This is a genomic window from Pedobacter gandavensis (assembly GCF_032678745.1).
Lineage (GTDB): Bacteria > Bacteroidota > Bacteroidia > Sphingobacteriales > Sphingobacteriaceae > Pedobacter > Pedobacter gandavensis_C.
On the sequence record NZ_JAVTST010000009.1, the window covers coordinates 179825 to 197798 of the forward strand.

The following is a 17974-nucleotide window of genomic DNA, read 5'->3' on the forward strand; positions in this document are numbered from 1 at the left end:
TTTTTTGTCATTAATAACCGGCATCGGCATTAATTTCATTTGCACGTTTGAAATGGCGTTCCGACATCCTTAATGCTTTAGTCGCAAAATTCCTGATTTTAACATCGCCAGTTACACTCGCGGCTTTGTAAAGGTCTATTGCTGCAGCATTGTCTTTTATCATCATTTTTATATAATGGTCTTCAAATGCAGCAACATCCATTTTTTTGAGTTCTTCTATATGTTTTAAGTCGGCCGCAGGAAGTGTAGCTGGTAAAGTAATCTTCTTACTGGCAGCCAATGCCTGTAATTCTTTAGCAATTTTGGTGTGGTCTTTTACCATCATTTCCCCATATCGTTTGATTAATTTGTTGGTAGATTTTTCAGCAGCAAGTTTTGCTAAAGAAAGTTCCATCATGCCATCGATAGCTGCTTCCTGGAAAAATGTACTGACATCCCCACCTCGGTTCACATTTGCAGTATCCGGGATCACCTGCGCAATGGTCGAATCAGGAGTATCAGCGTTGATTTTGTCGGTATTCCGGCAGGCGGAAAAGGAAAGGATCACCATGCTGAGAATGGCGAGTAAATGTTTGTTTTTCATAGCGTTTGATTTATAGTTTAACGTTAATATAATTACAAATCTGGAACTGAAATGTTTTGAGTAATTTAGAACAACAGTAGCTGATAAATGCCCGGACATTCGTCGGGGGCTATCTGAAACTTTTTAATAAAGAGGATGTTATTAGCTGAAAAACATAATTATACCCTAAATGAAAAATAGCAAAGGAAACTTTTTTGAGAAAGCGTCAACTAAGATCACGAATTGGACAGGAAGCCCTGCGGCTTTTGGAATCGCCTTTCTGATAGTCATTGTGTGGATACTTTCTGGTCCAATATTTAATTACTCCGATACCTGGCAGCTGGTGATCAATACAGGAACGACGGTCATTACCTTTTTAATGGTCTTTCTGATTCAGAAGAGTCAGAACAAAGATTCTAAAGCAATCCAGTTAAAATTGAATGAGCTGATTGCTGCCAGCAAGCATGCCAGTAACCGAATGGTAGATATAGAAGACCTGACAGAAACTGAACTGGATGTGCTACATAAGTATTATCAAAAGTTATCCAGTATCGCAGCAGCCGATCAGGACATTCATAAGTCTCACTCTATTGATGCTGCTGTAAAGCGACATAATTTAAAAGCTAAGCTTGTTCCGGTAGAGGAGAGCGATAAAAAAAATACTAAAGCTCAGCAGAGTAAAGAGAATAATACGGATGCCAAATCCTGATTTCTCTTGTATTTTTTTGTTTACATATTAACGATCCTGCTTATTAAGATTCATTCTTGATTCAGCTATTTGCATATTTAGTGAGATTTTTATAATATTAGATCATCAACCATTCAACCAAATATATGAGTGAATTTCAAATCAAAAAATCGTCTACCGTCTACGATGTTGTTATCGTAGGGTCTGGAGCAGGCGGAGGTATGGCCGGATACGTATTGGCCAATGCCGGTCAAAAAGTACTGATGCTAGAAGCTGGTGCTTATTTCGACCCAAGAATCGACGCACAACAGTTAAAATGGCCTTGGGAATCCCCAAGACGCGGTGCATCTACTACAAGACCTTTTGGCGATTTTGACGCCTCATATGGAGGTTGGGAATTAGATGGCGAGCCATATACACAAAAATCTGGAAGTGAATTTGCCTGGTTCAGGTCAAGAATGCTGGGTGGAAGAACCAACCACTGGGGAAGAATTTCCTTAAGAATGGGTCCATTGGATTTTAAATGTAAGGATGGACTAACCGACGACTGGCCTATTACGTATGAAGAGCTAAAACCTTTTTATGATAGGATAGACCGCCTTCTTGGGATTTATGGATCTGTAGAAGGAATCGAAAATGAGCCTGATGGAATCTTTATGGCGCCACCAAAACCAAGGCTAAATGAACTGTTCATTAAGAAAGCCGGTGAAAAAACCGGAGTAACTGTAATTCCTGGTAGGGGATCTGTGTTAACAGAAGCTTTACCGGATAATAAAGACCGCGCACCTTGTTTTTACTGTGGACAATGTGGACGTAGTTGTAAAGTATATGGTGACTTCTCTTCTTCTTCTTGTTTAGTCATCCCAGCAGTGAAAACCGGTAACTTAACGGTGATTACAGATGCGATGGTTAGAGAAGTGCTGACCGATAAAAATGGATTGGCTACCGGTGTTTCGTATGTCAATAAAAAAGACGGACTGGAGTATCAGGTATCTGCAAAAACAGTAGTTCTTGGTGCCAGTGCCTGTGAGTCTGCACGTATTTTGTTGAACTCTAAATCTGTTGCTCACCCAGGTGGATTGGCCAATGGAAGCGGTATTGTAGGTAAATACTTACACGATTCTACCGGTGCCAGCTTAAGTGGTTTCTTACCTCAATTGATGGACCGTAAGCGTTACAATGAAGATGGTGTAGGTAGTGTACACATTTATTCTCCATGGTGGTTAGACAATAAAAAACTGGATTTCCCTCGTGGTTACCATATTGAATATTGGGGTGGTATGGGAATGCCGGCTTATGGATTTGGCGGAGGTACTACTAAATTGAACGGTATGGTACCGGGAAGAGATGGTAAAATGAAAGAAGCAGGAGGTTATGGTGCTTCGTTAAAAGATGATTACAGACGTTTCTACGGAGCTTCAGTAGGTATGGCTGGTAGAGGAACGGCTATCGCCAGAGAATCCAACTATTGCGAAATTGATCCTAAAGTAGTCGATAAATACGGTATTCCTGTATTGAGATTCAACTACCAATGGGCTGATGAAGAAGTGAAACAGGCGAAACACATGCAAGATACTTTCCAGTCGATGATGCATGCGATGGGTGCCATTATTACTTCTGATATCCCTGGTCCGGAAACCAATTACGGTTTAGAGGCACCAGGAAAGATCATCCATGAGGTGGGTACCATCAGAATGGGTGATGATCCTAAGAAATCAGCACTGAACAAATGGTGTCAGGCACATGAGTGTAAAAACTTATTTGTGGTCGATGCAGCGCCTTTCGTTCAGCAAGGAGATAAAAATGCAACCTGGACCATTCTTGCGCTTTCTATGAGAACTGCGGAATATATCCTGGATCAAAAGAAGAAACAAAATATTTAATCTGTTTAAAGCAAAGAAAAAATTATGAACAGACGTGATTCGTTAAAAGTCTTAGGACTAACCGCCATAAGTTCAGCAGTACTATTAGACGCCTGTAAACCAGGTGAGCCTAAAGTAGCCGCAACTCCTGAGGCAGGAGCCCATCCAGGAAGAGAAGAATGGGAAGTGCTTAGAGATAAAACGCTGATGGAGGAAAAGTTCTTTTCCGCACATGAAATGGCAACTATCGCTGTGCTTTCCGATATCATCATCCCTAAAGATGATAAATCAGGAAGTGCTACGGATGCTAAAGTACCGGACTTCATTGAGTTTATCGTGAAAGATATGCCAGAACATAAAACGCCAATGAGAGGCGGATTGAGATGGCTGGATATGCAATGTTTGAACCGTTGGGAGAAACCTTTCAAAGATGTTTCTTCTGAGCAGAAAATTGAAATGGTGGATCAGATTGCTTACCCTAAAAAAGCAAAACCGGGAATGGAACAAGGCGTTGCCTTTTTCAACCTGATGAGAAGTCTGACGGCCTCAGGATTTTATACCACAGAAATGGGTGTGAAAGATATCGGTTATGTAGGTAACGTTCCTAATAAATGGGAGGGTGTACCTGCAGATGTATTGAAACAATACGGATTCGCGTAACATCACGGATCAAATATAACGTAAAGCCCTTATGTTGAAATCTTCAGATAAGGGCTTTATTTGTTTAAAAGGTATGCTGTTATTAGATGCTGGTCTTCCTGATCTGATCGAGTGTTTTATCTTTATTCAAGCTAAAAATAAGCCCATTTCCATAATCAACAGGGATTTTAAAGACATTTTGAAGCGGGATATCCAGGAGGTATGCCCAGATGCAACGGATTACCCCTGCATGGGTTACAATGGCAATCTTCTTAAACTCCTGCTTCCTGATTTCCTCTATGAAACCCTGTACTCTATTGAAAAGTATGGTCAGGCTTTCTCCTGATGGCGCTTTCTCATTCACGAAATCAGCCATCCAGATGCCAAGGGCTTCCTGGTCCATATCATTCCATTTCTGATGCTCCCAATCGCCGAAATTCATTTCCATTAGTCTGGATTCGCATTCCGGCACATGTTGAGTAATCCTACTGGCCAAAAGCTGACAGCGACTGGAAGGGCTGCTGTAAACCTGATCAAAATCATCAGGCAATTTAGCCAGGAGTTCATTAATGTCCTGGCTTGCACTATCTGCCAATGGCACATCATATTGGCCATAACATATTCCTTTCTCTACCGCTACTGCGGTATGTCGAATTACATAAACTTCCATATTACTAGAAAAGTTAAGAGTGTGATGACTTCTGCAAACTGCTCTACGGCACCCAGACAATCGCCGGTATAACCATCCAGCCATTTGTTAAAGTAGCGCTGACTGATAACATAAAGCAAGGCTAAAGGGATCAATACTAAGATCAGCTGCCAGCGAAAAGAAGCCAATATCAATAGCGGGGTTAAGCCGAAAATATAGGCCCCAAGCACTTCTTTATACGAATAAGCTTTGGCAATAGGTTTCGACTTGCTGCTTTCATCTTCACGGGAATATTTAGAAGTAAAGGTGATTTGTATGGCGGTTAATCTTGCGAGGGAATGGTAGGTGATGAAAAATAACAAGGGGATGTAGAGAGTAGATCCTCCAAAAGTAAGTGACAATTTATGTAAGGCTAAGTACTTCAATCCGAACAAAAAGATCAAAGATACAACGCCGTAGGTACCCAGGCGACTGTCTTTCATAATATCCAGGATCTTAGTCTTGGTCCAGCCACCTCCAAATCCATCAAATACATCAGCAAAACCATCTTCATGGAAAGATCCGGTGATGTATACTCCTGCTGCCAGTGATAGCATAATTGCGATTTCTGTATCAAATAAAATGTTACTGATCCAGAATACGAGAAAGGAGAGTCCGCCAACAATCCAACCGATCAAAGGAAAGTATCGGGTAGATTTGTTCAGGTGTTCCGGGTTATGGTCTACCCATTTCGGACAAGGCAACTGCGTATAAAACATCATTGCCGTAAAAAATATGCGAATTTCTTCCTTCATCTAAGATGCTTTTGAGGATACGCTAGCACTTTCAAAGCTGGCCATTCCATTTAAAAAGTTTACTGCACTTTGAATTAATGGATAGGCTACGGCACATCCGGTACCTTCACCAAGCCTCATGTTTAAGTTTAAAATTGGATCTGCGCCTAGATATTTCAGCAATTGACGGTGGCCGGTTTCATCGGATAAATGACAGAAGATCGCATTGTTTTGGAGCAATGGATTGATCATTACCGCCGCTAGGTAAGCTGCTGTGGCAATAAAGCCATCCACCATCACCAACATATTGTTTTCATAAGCGGCAAGCATTGCTCCGGTAATGTGGGCAATTTCAAAACCGCCATAAGTCTGTAGTACTTCCACTGGATCCGCTGATCGGCCATGGCGCAACTCACATTGTTTCAGGATACTGATTTTATGGGCAAATTGTTCGTCGTTTAAGGCAGTGCCTCTGCCCACGCAGCTTTCAATGGGTAAGCCGCAAAGGTTGCTCATGATCATGGTTGCAGCAGAGGTATTGCCAATGCCCATTTCTCCAAAACCAATGATGTTACAGCCACCTTCATGAAGGTCGTTAACGATTTTCTCCGATTGGCTCAAGCAATTTTCCAGCTCCTGAATGTTCATGGCGCGTTCTTCTAGGAAATTCTTCGTTCCTTTTTCTACTTTTGCGCGGATCAGCTTTTCATGGGGTTTAAAGTTGAAATTTACCCCTGTATCTACTATCTGAAGATGAATGTCGTGTTGCTTACAAAATACATTGATTGCTGCGCCTTCATTCAGGAAGTTCAACACCATTTGGTAAGTCACTTCTTGTGGGTAGGCACTTACACCAGATTTTGCGATGCCATGATCTCCCGCGAAAACCACAATTGAGGGCTTCGTTAACTCCGGACTAAGGGTGTTCTGTACTGTTCCGATTTGCTGAGCAAGCTGTTCTAACTTGCCTAATGCACCTTGTGGTTTAGTCTTTAAATCTATTTTTCGTTGAAGTTCGTCCTTCATATGTTACTATCGCCTGTTTTTTTGAATAAATATCGGCAAACTGATAAGATCGAGCCAATAAAGGCTGAAATTAACAATATTTACTCGTTAAAACCGATAAAATGGATGGTGTTGTTTCCTGAACTGATGTTAGATAAGCTGGTAGGAAAGCAGAGAAAAGGTATATCGTCGGATTTTAAAGGGTAAATTTCGGGAGCTAAGATTAGCGTATTTAGGAATGACGATCACTCTTGCTGGCTTTACGAAACTTTATGATTCTAAAGTTGTTAGATCATATTAAGGTGGAGCATATTGTAAAAATATTGAATGTGGAACCGGTAGCGCGAAATGTAAAGCGCTTTATCCTGGAAAAACCAGTCGGATATAGTTTTGTAGCCGGCCAGGCCACAGATATATCCATTAATCAGCCCGGTTTAACCGAAGAACTCCGACCTTTTACTTTCACCTGTACCAATGACAAGGAATATCTGGAGTTTATCATTAAGATTTATAAAGGTCATGAAGGGATTACTGAGAAGTTATCTGTTTTAACCACAGGTGATGAACTGATTATTCATGATGTTTTCGGAACCATTCATTTTATAGGACCTGGAGTATTTATTGCAGGTGGAGCAGGGATTACCCCATTTATTGCGATTCTTCGTCAGCTGAAATTAGATGGTGCTTTAGCAGGTAATACTTTGCTATTCGCAAATTATGCGGAAGAGGATATTATCCTCAGGGCAGAGTTAAAGTATATGCTGGGCGATCAGTATGTAGATATTCTGAAAACACCAACAAAACCAGGGGCAATAGGGGCGGTAATAAACCTGGATCTGTTAAGAAATTATAGTACCCAGAAGAATGCCTATTACTATGTATGTGGCCCTGATCCCTTCATCTTGGCGGTACTGGAGATGCTGGAAACATTGAACATTGATAAAGCATTCATCGTGCTGGAAGCCTATTAGATAGGCCTTTTAACAGGGTTAAATGATAATATGTATGACATAAAACGAAATTATTAGGTATAATTGGGGTAAATAATATTTAATCCCTATTATGAAACATTACTTACTAATTTTTTCATTTGTTATCGTTCTTTTCTCTTGTAAAAAGGCTGAAAAAGAACCCATTGAAACCGTCGTTTCAACAAAAGTCCTAAACTTTAAATCCCTGAGCGGGGTAGAAAATCTGTTGGCAGATACTGAATCTACTGAGGTAATGGTAACGAGAAGCATCGTTTTACGAGATCCGCTTAAAATTGAACTGAGCGGTACTTCAGAAGTAAAACTGATCAATTTCACTTTGAAAACCATCAAAGATGTTCATGTTTTTGTGAAACTCACAGCTGATGCGGAACGCGTAGAGTTATTAAAAATTGACTCTATTACCCCATTGGTTACTTTTAAATTGCCTGTGTCTATTGTAGAAAAGGAAGAACAACTGTATACCGAAAGCGGTCAACTGGTTACGGTTCCGAAACAAACAGATCTTTCTAAAGCCGTATTTACTGTCGTGGTAGACGATCCGTTTTACAAAAGACTGAATGCCATTAAAATTCCATGGAAACTGAGCTTTAGAAAATCACAGGAAGATGCAGGAAACTGGTACCGTATGAACCCTCTACATGCCAGAGAAAGTTTGGTGATGTTTACCAATCTTGCTTATTTGTTTTCACAAACTTCCACTCAGACGGCCTTCATGGCTTACGAAGGATTAACCGCTAATGATGGAACCTTACTAAGTACTGAGCGTAAAGAAGCAGTGTATCGTGATATCCTGACCAGAGCAAATGTTGAAACAGGCTTGGTAAGAAACGTGAGTGGATTAGGTGGTGGTAACCTGGTTGCCGGTGCAGAATATGTGTTGATGCGTCACTACAACAAGAATTCAGAAGAAGTGATTGTTCATGAGCTGGGGCATGCGCTTGGTTTTGGCCATAGCAGCAATATGACCTACGCTTCAAGTAGCAAAGCCTTTCATTTGGCAATGAGACCTTTGATCAATAAACTACTGACTGATCGCGAGTATCCTTATTGGGATTACAGGATGTTGAATACCTACAATACGTACATCGATATGACTGGCGATTACCTTCGTGAAGGAAAGAAAGCAGATGGAAGCAGACATAATCCAACAAAATACGAGTACTAGATCCAGGATGAACACCTGATCTTTATAGCATCCACACAGCTGGCAATTCCCGGCTGTGTGGATTTATGTACAATTATTCTTCTACGATATCTCCTTTGTCGCCTCTGGCTTGCAGATCTGTACGGTCGGTAACGACACCCTTTTCTATTAAAACTGCTATTCCTTGTCTGGAGATTGCGCGGACCTGGTTCAAGGATGTTTTTCCTTGCTGAGTAACAGATACCGCCACTGCATTCTTTCCTTCTGCGATGACTTCTCCTTTGATCGCCAGTTCATTGACCTTGCCGCCTTCGATGTTTAAGGAATGTACCCCGCTACCATAGGTAATGATGCTTCCGGCAATATTCAACTGCTTAATTTCTCCATTCGGTTTCACACTAAGGCCATCCGCGGGTAGGGAGAGCAGGACTCCTTTTACCAGTGACTGTCCGACTGCCCCATGGGTAATGAGGTCGTTTTTGATGCTGATACTGCCTATTGGTTTACTCACCTGAATTCCTATAGAACCGTTTCCATGAGTTTCAATCGAATGAAATACCGCCTGGTTAATCGTGCCATCATATTGATTAAAGCCTCTGGCGCCCAATCCAAAGGTTTCTATTTTGTCTTTTGCTTCAAAAGAATCGACTATTCCGAAGTTGACAAAGCCAATTCCGCTTGGGCCATAAGAGGTAATGGGCTTTTCTGCCAGCCAGCGGTCTACCTGGCCCCAGGTATCCAATACCATATCGTTTACGCCATAAGTAGTTGCTACTCCTTTGTTGTGAAGTTTTTTTATTTTAGCGCCATTCCCGATAAATACGGCTGCCGTAATCAGATTTGGCTGACCGTAAGGAATCATGCCATTACTGTAAATATCAGCGGTGCTGACCTGCTCTGCTAATACCCAACCGCCATTGTCGCCAAAGCCCCCGATAAATAAGCCTGATCCAATAACAGGGGCTCCTTTTCTTCCTATAGAAATATTGGTTAATGTCGCTTGAATCACACTGTCCGGCTGACTATTATAATTGTAAACGGTAAATGCGCCCTGGTAAACATTTACCCCATATTTTTGCGGTTGTTCAGAATAGCAACGTGCATCACAGCCAACGATGTCTATATTTTCGGCAATAAGTTTGGTTTGAAGCGTACCTGAACGGGTTAATATTTGTACCTGACCGGTGATGCTGAGGTTACTGAGACTGAAAGTGCCGAGATCAGCCTGGTTACTGAGTAAATAAATTGCCCTGTTGCCCGGCTTTGTTTGTATGTTCAGGTTGCTGATTTCATTATTGGCAGTTAATGCGATGCCGTCACTATTGCTGAAACTAAGTATGGACCTTTCTCTGTCCAGTCCGCTTAAGCTAAATCCAACGGGGAGTACAATACCATAGGGGCAAAGGATGGAGGTTTGGATCTCTAAATTTAGTGGAGTATCCTGATCTAAAGCTGCAATGAGTTCTTCAAGTGAGTTTATTTTGGCTTTCATAGGAGGTTTTTTAGGATATGAAATTGATTGGCTCTAAATTGATGGCGCTCCGCGACCATGCTATACTAAAATACGTAATTTTTTTTGCCTGATTAATACTTCCTCAAGAAGGTGTACTCCTAAATTCTCTAGGGTGGTTTTTTTATAGTTAAATACTTTATTACGTGTTAATTAGAAGATATTGCTTATTTTTATATAGTGTAGGCATAGTTTTTTGCCGGATGGAAATTATTTGAGGGTGTATAGTATTTGTTTGAATCTTAAAAATTAAGGCGTCTGTTACCGAAAGACACTTTATGATATAATTTTTCTAACCTATAAAACTATAAGCATGAATTTAATTGAAATGTTAAAGAATGAGGTAAGTGGAAGCGTTATCTCTTCTTTAAGCCAGAAAGCTGGCGTAACAGAGGATCAGGTAAAAACAGGATTCTCTGCTGGTATCCCAGCAGTCTTAGCCGGGATCATGAAAAATGGAGCCGGAGGAGGCTTTCTGGACAATATCCTTTCTAGTGTAACCGGTTCTACGGCCACTGATCCTAACGAAGATTTACTAAATGGTCCTGAAGATACACTCCTGGAAAAGGGGAAATCCATGTTAGGTAGTTTATTTGGAAATGATACCGGTTCAGTAACAAATGCAGTTTCTACTGCTACAGGGCTGCCTGAGGGTAAGTCTGCGGGTTTACTGGCAATGATCGTTCCATTGGTAACCGGCTTAATCTCCAAAGTCATGGCCTCAAAAGGCTGGAGCGTTTCTGATTTATTAGGAAAGATTTTTGAAAGCAAAGCGGATATTGCAGCAGCATTACCTCCTGGATTAGGTAGTTCCCTGGGCATCGGAAACATTAACCTACCCAATGCAGATATCCCGGATGTTCCGAAACCAACACCAGAACTACATCGCGCAAGTCACATCCCACCCGTAAATATTCCGGATAAAAATACTGGCGGTGGTTTTATCAAATGGCTGCTTCCACTTATTGTGGTTATAGTAGCCTTATGGTGGATGTTGGGCAAACAAGGTTGTAACCAAACTGAAGTAACGAGTACCGTTGATTCTGTAACCGCCAGCATAGATACTGTGGGTGGTAAAATGTCTGGTGTAGTAGACGCAACGGTAGTCACGGTAACAGGGACATTAAATGAGGCTGGAGATTTTGTAAGAGAACTCGGTGCTAAGATGAGTAAAAAATTACCTGATGGTAAAGAAATCAGCATTGCTGAAAACTCCGTCGAACATAAACTGATTGCCTTCATTGAAGATAAAGATAAGCCGGTAGATAAAACCACCTGGTTTACCTTTGATAGGTTGTACTTTGAGACAGGAAAGAGTACGCTTAAGCCAGAATCTCAGGAGCAATTAAATAACATTGCCGCTATTTTAGTCGCTTATCCGGCGGTAAACTTAAAATTGGGTGGCTATACCGACAATACTGGTGATGCAGCTGTGAATAAGAAAATATCTAATGAACGTGCAAATACCGCCAAGAATGAGTTAACGAAACTGGGGATTGATCAAAAACGATTGGAAGCAGAAGGCTATGGTGCCGAACATCCAATCGCCAGCAATGATACCCCTGAAGGTAGGGCGCAAAATAGACGTATTGATATTCGGGTAACAGAAAAATAAAGGTTTCAATTGTAAAAGCCGTTAGGATATTGAATATCCTAACGGCTTTTTAATGCGCTTATAATTGGACTTTATAATTTTGGTAACTCTACTAAGCTGGGGTTCTGCTGGTACTGAATAGAATAATAACTTAAACTTTGAACTTTTGCGGAGTCTGGCTGTGTAGGCTGAAATTTATAATAGGCAAGACTAGGGTTAATAGCATGGATAGGAGCGGCAATCATGTTGCCTATCACATTGAAAAACGTTCCCCCAACAGCGCCCCATACCTGGTCTCCGACTGTAGGTTCTTTAGTGCCCCATTTCCTAACCATTTGTCCATTAGGTCCCCTTTCAAACTCACCATCAGAATTGATGTCATGACTGACTAACTTTTTAACCTCATAACCTTTTTTAACCATTCGGATCTTGACGGATCTAACGATATTCATTTTAACAGTTTTAAATCCATTCCCGTCATCTACCACAAGATAGTCTGGATTAGCGGTGTATAGGATGCCTTTTACCTTACCAGAATCCGTTTTCACTATGGCCAGGTAAGACTTTATGGTTTGTGCTTTTGCAAAAGTGATCGCACAGAGGACTAGCGCTATCGTAAATAGTTTTTTCATATTTTCAAATTAGTAGGTGGTTGAAGGTACTTATTTCCTACCGAAATGTTATTGGCTTAGCAAATTGCCGATGTTTGTATTTAGCGTACGCCCCTGATCGCAATTACTAAACAATACATAGCCGTTATGGTTGGTTTTATTGATTTTAAACCCAGATTGAAAATCTCCGTTGTTACCTCCATGCTCATAAATAACGCCATACTTTGTAGGTTTTATCGCAATTCCCAGGCCCCAGGCAGTATCGCCATTGTACAAGAAATGCGGACTATTTTTATCCAGCTGCACCTGTTCTTTAAACATTTCATTGATCATATTTTTTGATAAACCCTTGCCGTCCATTAAAGCGATTAAAAAAGTAGAAAAATTCAATGCTTCTGTATGTAATCCGCCTGCAGCCTCAAACCAGGTGGAATCTTGTTCCGGGAAAGAAGTTGGCCATGCTTTATCGAATGGTTTTCCATTCATATGACCTTTAACTTTATGTTGAGTAATGTTTTTATTGCCGCTAAACCAGGCGCTTTTGAGTTTAAGGGGCTTGCTGACTTCCTTTTGAAATAAGGGATCAAGTGTGATGATCGTTAGCTTATTTAACCTGGCAATTACCTGTGCGAGGTAGTAATAACCTTCACCGGAATAGGCGAATTGTGTTCCTGGTGTAAATTTCAGGAATAACTCTCCATATTTATAAAGGCTTACATCGCGTTGATCAGAATGTCTCCAGTTCGGGAATCCACTGGTATGAGCAAGCACCATGCGCGCGGTGATGAGTTTATAACGTTCGTCTTTGGCGATGTCCGGATAGGGTAGATAGCGGTACAATGGAGTATCGAGATCAAGTTTGTGCTGATCTACCTGTTTCAGTACAAAATAAGCAAATAGTGTTTTAGACAAAGATGCTGCTTCAAAGATAGATTGATCATTCACCTTTTCTTTTGTCTCCATATTTGAAACACCGATTGCACGGTGGTAAACCACTTTGCCATTGTTGATGAGTGCAAACGATAAGCCGGGTATTCCCAAAGAATCCATCTGTTTTGCAAGGAATTGGTCCAGTTTTTCTGTACTGATCTGAGCGCCACTTAAGGTTTTTAATTGTGCCTCTGTTTTAAAAGCAAAGAGTGTCAGCAGAATAATAGCGGAAATGGTAATTCTGTTCATAAGGCCTGTCCATTAGTATTTTATAACCAATAGACAGGTTGTGCTGAAGTTTGTTACGTGGGTGATTACTTATTTAAAAATCACAGCTTCAACTCCTTGTTTAATCTCCAACTCTGTTTTTCCTGTGCTGGCACTTACTTTTTGAAGAAAGTTTTCAGTAGTAATTTCTTTGTTGTAATACAATTTGTAAAAATAGTCGAGCCCATATTGATCGATAAGATACTTGCAAAATGCTGCAGCAAAAGTATAGGTTAAACTGCCGTTGTATTGTTCTTTTACTTCTCTGGCGTACAGGTTGTCAAAATGACATTTTCCGCTGAGGTAACCGGCTTTAAGTTCCCTTATTCCCTGTTCATAGCTCAGTTTTCCTTTATTCATACCACCATATAAAGAAGCGATACCTTCCTGCATAAAGAAGCAATTGGCACTGGATTGTAAGATGGCATGAACAAATTCATGCTTATAAAGAGGGTCGTCATTTATGGCTACTACATAGCCTTCCGGGATGTTGGTAAAGGCTCCCAATCCGCCGGTCCAGATTACAATATTAGATAGGTTATTCAATTCTTCTTCAGTGGCGCATAGGTAATAATCCAGTGGTTTTGGTAAATGTGGTCTTCTCAATTGCGAATACAAAACTTCCATCTGTTCAGAAGCCTTGTTCATCCTTTGTTGATCGGGCTTGTAAAAAGGAGAGTAATGAAAGATGATATTTTTGGTTGCATAGGTTTTGAACCTGGAATCATCATAAGGTTTACAGTTGTCCAGATAGTAACGATCACCAATTTTTACGATGTAAAACTTATAGACACTGACTTCAGTATCCTGTTTCTCCTTCGGGCGGGATTTCGTTAAAAGCTTAAAATAAGCTAGGCTATCATTGAGGATTTGTAGCTCTGAAAGTTCCAGGTCATACAATTTGCTGATCTTTTTTGGTGTGTATTGACCCCAAATCCAGTCCATCGTATAATTGTAAATCGCTTTCCCCTTATATTTTGGATGCCATAATTCATTACTGATGGTATCCTGCTGCATATAGGAATTAATGAATTGGTAGAGTGCTAATGTTTTTCCTTGCGTAGTGTCAATTTTTACAGGTACGAGTACCTGTGCATTCAATTTGCCAAAACTGGAAAGGAGGAGTAGGAGGCTAATGATGTATTTCATAGAGATGATATCGCTTACTGGAAATATAACCTAAGTTAGGGCTATAAAAGGAAAATCAAAATCTGAAATATAAACCTGCTTTAAAAGGATTTATCTGCTCTTTTATATTAAAGGCTATAAAAAAAATAGGCTGTATATAAAAACGCCTTCAAATTTTTGGTTTTGAAGGCGTTTGTGTTTATAATGAAGAACTTATCCTCTTTTTATAGAGGGGAAATTTAATTACAATTAGCTATGAATTAAATAGACTTCCAGATTTTAAAGGTATTCTGGTGGTTGCCATCTATTTGTCGGATCACCAGGCATAGATGTTCTTCTCTGCGAGGGAAATATTTGTCAATAATCAGCTGTGTTTGCTGGATTAACTGTCCAAGGTGCTGTTCAAAATCTATGTTTTTAACGTTTAAGATGACCTGGTTCATTCTTGCTGAAATGGTGCAATCGAAGGTGAATTCTCTTTTGAGTGCTTTTACTACTTTTGACCTCATTTTTTTCATTGAACTGTGATTTATTGTGTCATTGAATGGGTTTTTTACAATTGTTATTACAGCCTTAAACGCTGACTGTGGTTAATAATTGTGTCGGTAAATGTCATTATTTTATTTCCTGGAAATAAATAACTGCTTTTTAAAAATACTGAAAAGGTTTTAAGAGAAGGAATTTGTAAGGGACTTTCTTTGTAACAAAGTTGGGGTGATGGCATGCTGTGATCCTGGCCATGTCTTATGGGATACAGATCCTAAGATGAAGCCATATGATCCAGTGTATTTCCAGGGGTTTGCTAGGGAAGTACCAAGGCTGAGATCGCTTTACAGGGCTTTCAAACCCGGCCTCATGGCCTTGTAAATGTCGAGAAATTTGCTGAGCGATAGAGTGTTATTTTACCATGATTTGACTGGGGGTAGCTTTTTTTCTTCCCTTATCTAAATAAGTTGGGGGGATATCAATTTGATCCGATGTCTTTCTCTTATCTTTGCGGCGAATTCAATTTCCCATACTGTGATTAATGTAAATAACATCTCCGTTTCATTTGGCGGAACCACACTGTTTAGCGACGTAACCTTTTCGATAAACGAGAACGATAAGATAGCCCTGATGGGTAAGAATGGTGCAGGTAAGTCGACCATTTTAAAGATCATTGCCAATGCGGCAAAACCTACTTCTGGTAACGTAACCGGTCCAAAAGACGCGGTAATTGCGTATTTGCCACAGCATTTCCTTACCCAGGATAAGGTGACCGTTTTTGAAGAAACGATGAAAGCTTTTGAAGAGGTAAACCAAATGCAAAAAGAGCTTGATGAGCTAAATGAGCAATTGACTATTCGTACTGATTACGACACGGACGACTATATGAAGTTGATCGAACGTGTATCGGAGCTGAGTGAGAAATTTTATTCGATCGAAGAGATCAATTATGATGCAGAAGTAGAGAAGGTATTAAAAGGCTTAGGTTTCGAGCGCAAAGACTTTAATCGCCAAACTTCCGAGTTTTCTGGCGGATGGCGCATGCGTATTGAGTTGGCCAAAATTCTGTTAAAGAAACCCGATCTGATCTTACTGGATGAGCCTACTAACCACATGGATATTGAGAGTATCCAATGGTTGGAAGATTTCCTGATCAACTCGGCTAAGGCGGTGATCGTGATTTCCCATGACCGTGCATTTGTAGATAACATTACGAATCGTACCATTGAGGTTACGATGGGCAGGATATACGATTACAAAGCCAAATACAGTCATTATCTTCAGTTGCGTGCAGACCGTCGTGTCCACCAATTGAAAGCTTATGAGGAACAACAAAGATTTATTGCAGATAACCAGGAATTTATAGACCGTTTTAGAGGGGTTTACTCGAAAACCTTGTCGGTACAGTCACGTGTGAAGATGCTCGAAAAGCTTGAGGTTATTGAGATTGATGAAGTGGATACTTCAGCACTGCGCCTGAAATTCCCACCATCGCCGCGTTCGGGTCAATATCCTGTAATCGTAGAAGAGCTTACTAAAACTTATGGCGATCATGTGGTGTTTGAAAAAGCATCGATGGTGATCAGACAAGGAGAAAAAGTAGCTTTTGTTGGTAAAAATGGTGAAGGTAAGTCGACCATGATCAAAGCTATCATGGGCGAGATCGATTTTGATGGTGAATTAAAAGTAGGTCACAATGCAAAGATTGGATACTTTGCTCAAAATCAAGCTGCATTGCTTGATGAAAATATGACGGTATTCGAAACGATTAACCAGATTCCATTAACTGATGGTTCCATCAAGATTAAGGATCTTTTGGGCGCATTTATGTTCAGTGGCGATGATACCACGAAAAAAGTGAAAGTGCTTTCTGGTGGAGAGAAAACCCGTTTGGCTATGATTAAGTTGCTTTTAGAGCCAGTAAATGTGTTGATCCTGGATGAGCCAACCAACCATTTGGACATGAAGACGAAAGACATTATCAAAGATGCGCTGAAAGATTTTGATGGCACTTTGATTCTGGTATCCCACGATCGTGATTTCTTAGATGGACTGGCAGAAAAAGTATTCGAGTTTGGTAATAAGCGCGTTCGTGAGCATTTCGAGGACATCAAAGGATTCCTTGCTTACAAGAAAATGGATAGCTTAAAAGAAATCGAACAAAATTAGAAAGTTGTTTGTCTTAGTGTTAATCTACATCTGGAAATCGACAAATATCTCTATCTGGTTCTAGGTCTCATAAAAATATTAAAGTAACGGTTTTTCCGATTTTTGGAAAACCGTTACAATCCTTAGGTACTACAGTGTGGGTTTTGATAATGTTGTGCATGATTAGGTTAATAAGCGGCCTTAATATAAAATTAAGATAGACCAGAATAGAAGATAAATATCAGGAATAGTTGGTGTTTACAAGTATTAGCTGGTTGCATTGCAAATGAAGCATTTAAGCCTCTAAGAGGTGGTAGAGGATTTTTGCGATATTTTTGGCATCGTCAACGCCACGGTGATGCGTACCTTCTATCGGCAGGTTTAACTTACGTAATGCACGTGCCATACCTATTCCCTTACTTAGGCGATGCTGCTCAGAAAAAAGTACTTTCACATTGATGTGATGGCTCGACATAGGATACGGAATTCCAAATTTTATACATTGTTCTGTAAGCATGGTCTTATCATATCCACCGTAGCTAGCCCAGGTTAAATGTTGCGAATTGTATCGTTCTTCCAGAATGTTAATGGCTTCAGTTAATGAGATTCCTTGTTCTTCAATCATTTGAGGAGTGATAGAAGTAAGGCGGGTACAAAATTCACTGATCTCGGAATTTACAGGCTTTATAAGAATACCTTCGCTTGCGGTTACCTTTCCTGTTGCTGTATTTAGTTTACAAATGCCGATTTCAATAATCTCGCTTTGTTGTTTTTGATAATTATTGCCCAATTCCCAGCAGGTAGCTTCGAGGTCGACGATGATGATTTCATTGGTTGTTTCTATCATTTAATAATTTACTTGTTTAAGAAATCTGTTACATTACAGTTCCTTTACTATTAATATAAGGAAAAATATTTGAATCTGAAAGGGGAGGGTGGCCCGTTTTTTAGCAGGATGGTAATTCAAAACTGCCTTAGTTCATCTT

17 protein-coding genes are annotated in these 17974 nt (G+C 40.3%); 7 read left to right on the forward strand and 10 right to left on the reverse strand.

What is annotated here, in order from left to right; all coding sequences use genetic code 11:
* Positions 1–10: 10 nt before the first annotated feature.
* On the reverse strand, positions 11–583 hold the full coding sequence (locus tag R2S10_RS22045; RefSeq protein WP_316842583.1) for a DUF4142 domain-containing protein: 573 nt from the start codon (positions 581–583) through the stop codon (positions 11–13).
* Positions 584–752: 169 nt separating this feature from the next.
* On the opposite strand from R2S10_RS22045, the gene R2S10_RS22050 reads away from it, so the two are divergent.
* From R2S10_RS22050 to R2S10_RS22060, 3 genes are all read left to right on the forward strand, one after another.
* Positions 753–1271: a low affinity iron permease family protein gene (locus R2S10_RS22050; RefSeq protein ID WP_316842584.1), complete on the forward strand. Its 519-nt coding sequence runs from the start codon at positions 753–755 to the stop codon at positions 1269–1271.
* 125 nt (positions 1272–1396) lie between these two features.
* Positions 1397–3133 carry a GMC family oxidoreductase gene (locus R2S10_RS22055; protein ID WP_316842585.1) on the forward strand — a complete coding sequence of 579 codons (1737 nt, stop codon included), beginning with the start codon at positions 1397–1399 and terminating at the stop codon, positions 3131–3133.
* Positions 3134–3157: 24 nt separating this feature from the next.
* On the forward strand, positions 3158–3772 hold the full coding sequence (locus R2S10_RS22060) for a gluconate 2-dehydrogenase subunit 3 family protein (protein ID WP_316842586.1): 615 nt from the start codon (positions 3158–3160) through the stop codon (positions 3770–3772).
* 82 nt (positions 3773–3854) lie between these two features.
* Here R2S10_RS22060 and cobC read toward each other — a convergent pair whose 3' ends face one another.
* The 3 genes from cobC to cobT are packed head-to-tail and all read right to left on the reverse strand — an operon-like array spanning position 3855 to position 6199.
* Positions 3855–4421 (reverse strand): alpha-ribazole phosphatase, encoded by a 567-nt coding sequence (cobC, locus tag R2S10_RS22065; RefSeq protein WP_316842587.1) that lies wholly within the window; start codon positions 4419–4421, stop codon positions 3855–3857.
* Entirely contained in the window at positions 4406–5194 is a 789-nt protein-coding gene (gene cobS / locus R2S10_RS22070; protein ID WP_316842588.1) for an adenosylcobinamide-GDP ribazoletransferase, read from the reverse strand. The genes cobC and cobS overlap by 16 nt, the downstream gene beginning before the upstream one ends.
* Positions 5195–6199, reverse strand: coding sequence for a nicotinate-nucleotide--dimethylbenzimidazole phosphoribosyltransferase (gene cobT / locus R2S10_RS22075; protein WP_316842589.1), 1005 nt, complete (start codon positions 6197–6199; stop codon positions 5195–5197).
* A 251-nt stretch (positions 6200–6450) separates the two neighbouring features.
* On the opposite strand from cobT, the gene R2S10_RS22080 reads away from it, so the two are divergent.
* Both R2S10_RS22080 and R2S10_RS22085 read left to right on the forward strand, forming a co-directional pair.
* Complete coding sequence (locus R2S10_RS22080; RefSeq protein ID WP_316842590.1) at positions 6451–7149, forward strand: FAD-binding oxidoreductase; 699 nt, start codon at positions 6451–6453, stop codon at positions 7147–7149.
* Positions 7150–7240: 91 nt separating this feature from the next.
* Positions 7241–8335 (forward strand): hypothetical protein, encoded by a 1095-nt coding sequence (locus R2S10_RS22085; protein ID WP_316842591.1) that lies wholly within the window; start codon positions 7241–7243, stop codon positions 8333–8335.
* 73 nt (positions 8336–8408) lie between these two features.
* On the opposite strand, the gene R2S10_RS22090 is transcribed toward R2S10_RS22085, so the two are convergent.
* Positions 8409–9806: a hypothetical protein gene (locus R2S10_RS22090; RefSeq protein WP_316842592.1), complete on the reverse strand. Its 1398-nt coding sequence runs from the start codon at positions 9804–9806 to the stop codon at positions 8409–8411.
* A 331-nt stretch (positions 9807–10137) separates the two neighbouring features.
* Between R2S10_RS22090 and R2S10_RS22095 the strand changes: the two genes are divergently transcribed.
* Positions 10138–11439: an OmpA family protein gene (locus R2S10_RS22095; RefSeq protein ID WP_316842593.1), complete on the forward strand. Its 1302-nt coding sequence runs from the start codon at positions 10138–10140 to the stop codon at positions 11437–11439.
* Between the two features lie 71 nt (positions 11440–11510).
* On the opposite strand, the gene R2S10_RS22100 is transcribed toward R2S10_RS22095, so the two are convergent.
* The 4 genes from R2S10_RS22100 to R2S10_RS22115 all read right to left on the reverse strand — a co-directional run bounded on the left by R2S10_RS22100 (position 11511) and on the right by R2S10_RS22115 (position 14872).
* The gene (locus R2S10_RS22100; RefSeq protein ID WP_316842594.1) at positions 11511–12050 is read right to left on the reverse strand and encodes a hypothetical protein; all 540 of its coding nucleotides are present in this window, start codon (positions 12048–12050) and stop codon (positions 11511–11513) included.
* A 48-nt stretch (positions 12051–12098) separates the two neighbouring features.
* On the reverse strand, positions 12099–13208 hold the full coding sequence (locus tag R2S10_RS22105) for a serine hydrolase domain-containing protein (protein WP_316842595.1): 1110 nt from the start codon (positions 13206–13208) through the stop codon (positions 12099–12101).
* A gap of 69 nt (positions 13209–13277) precedes the next feature.
* The gene (locus R2S10_RS22110; protein WP_316842596.1) at positions 13278–14375 is read right to left on the reverse strand and encodes a hypothetical protein; all 1098 of its coding nucleotides are present in this window, start codon (positions 14373–14375) and stop codon (positions 13278–13280) included.
* Positions 14376–14614: 239 nt separating this feature from the next.
* Positions 14615–14872, reverse strand: coding sequence for a hypothetical protein (locus R2S10_RS22115; RefSeq protein WP_316842597.1), 258 nt, complete (start codon positions 14870–14872; stop codon positions 14615–14617).
* A 502-nt stretch (positions 14873–15374) separates the two neighbouring features.
* Here R2S10_RS22115 and R2S10_RS22120 point away from each other — a divergent pair.
* On the forward strand, positions 15375–17009 hold the full coding sequence (locus R2S10_RS22120) for an ABC-F family ATP-binding cassette domain-containing protein (RefSeq protein ID WP_316842598.1): 1635 nt from the start codon (positions 15375–15377) through the stop codon (positions 17007–17009).
* Positions 17010–17283: 274 nt separating this feature from the next.
* Here R2S10_RS22120 and R2S10_RS22125 read toward each other — a convergent pair whose 3' ends face one another.
* The gene (locus R2S10_RS22125) at positions 17284–17835 is read right to left on the reverse strand and encodes a 3'-5' exonuclease (protein WP_316842599.1); all 552 of its coding nucleotides are present in this window, start codon (positions 17833–17835) and stop codon (positions 17284–17286) included.
* Positions 17836–17974: the final 139 nt, after the last annotated feature.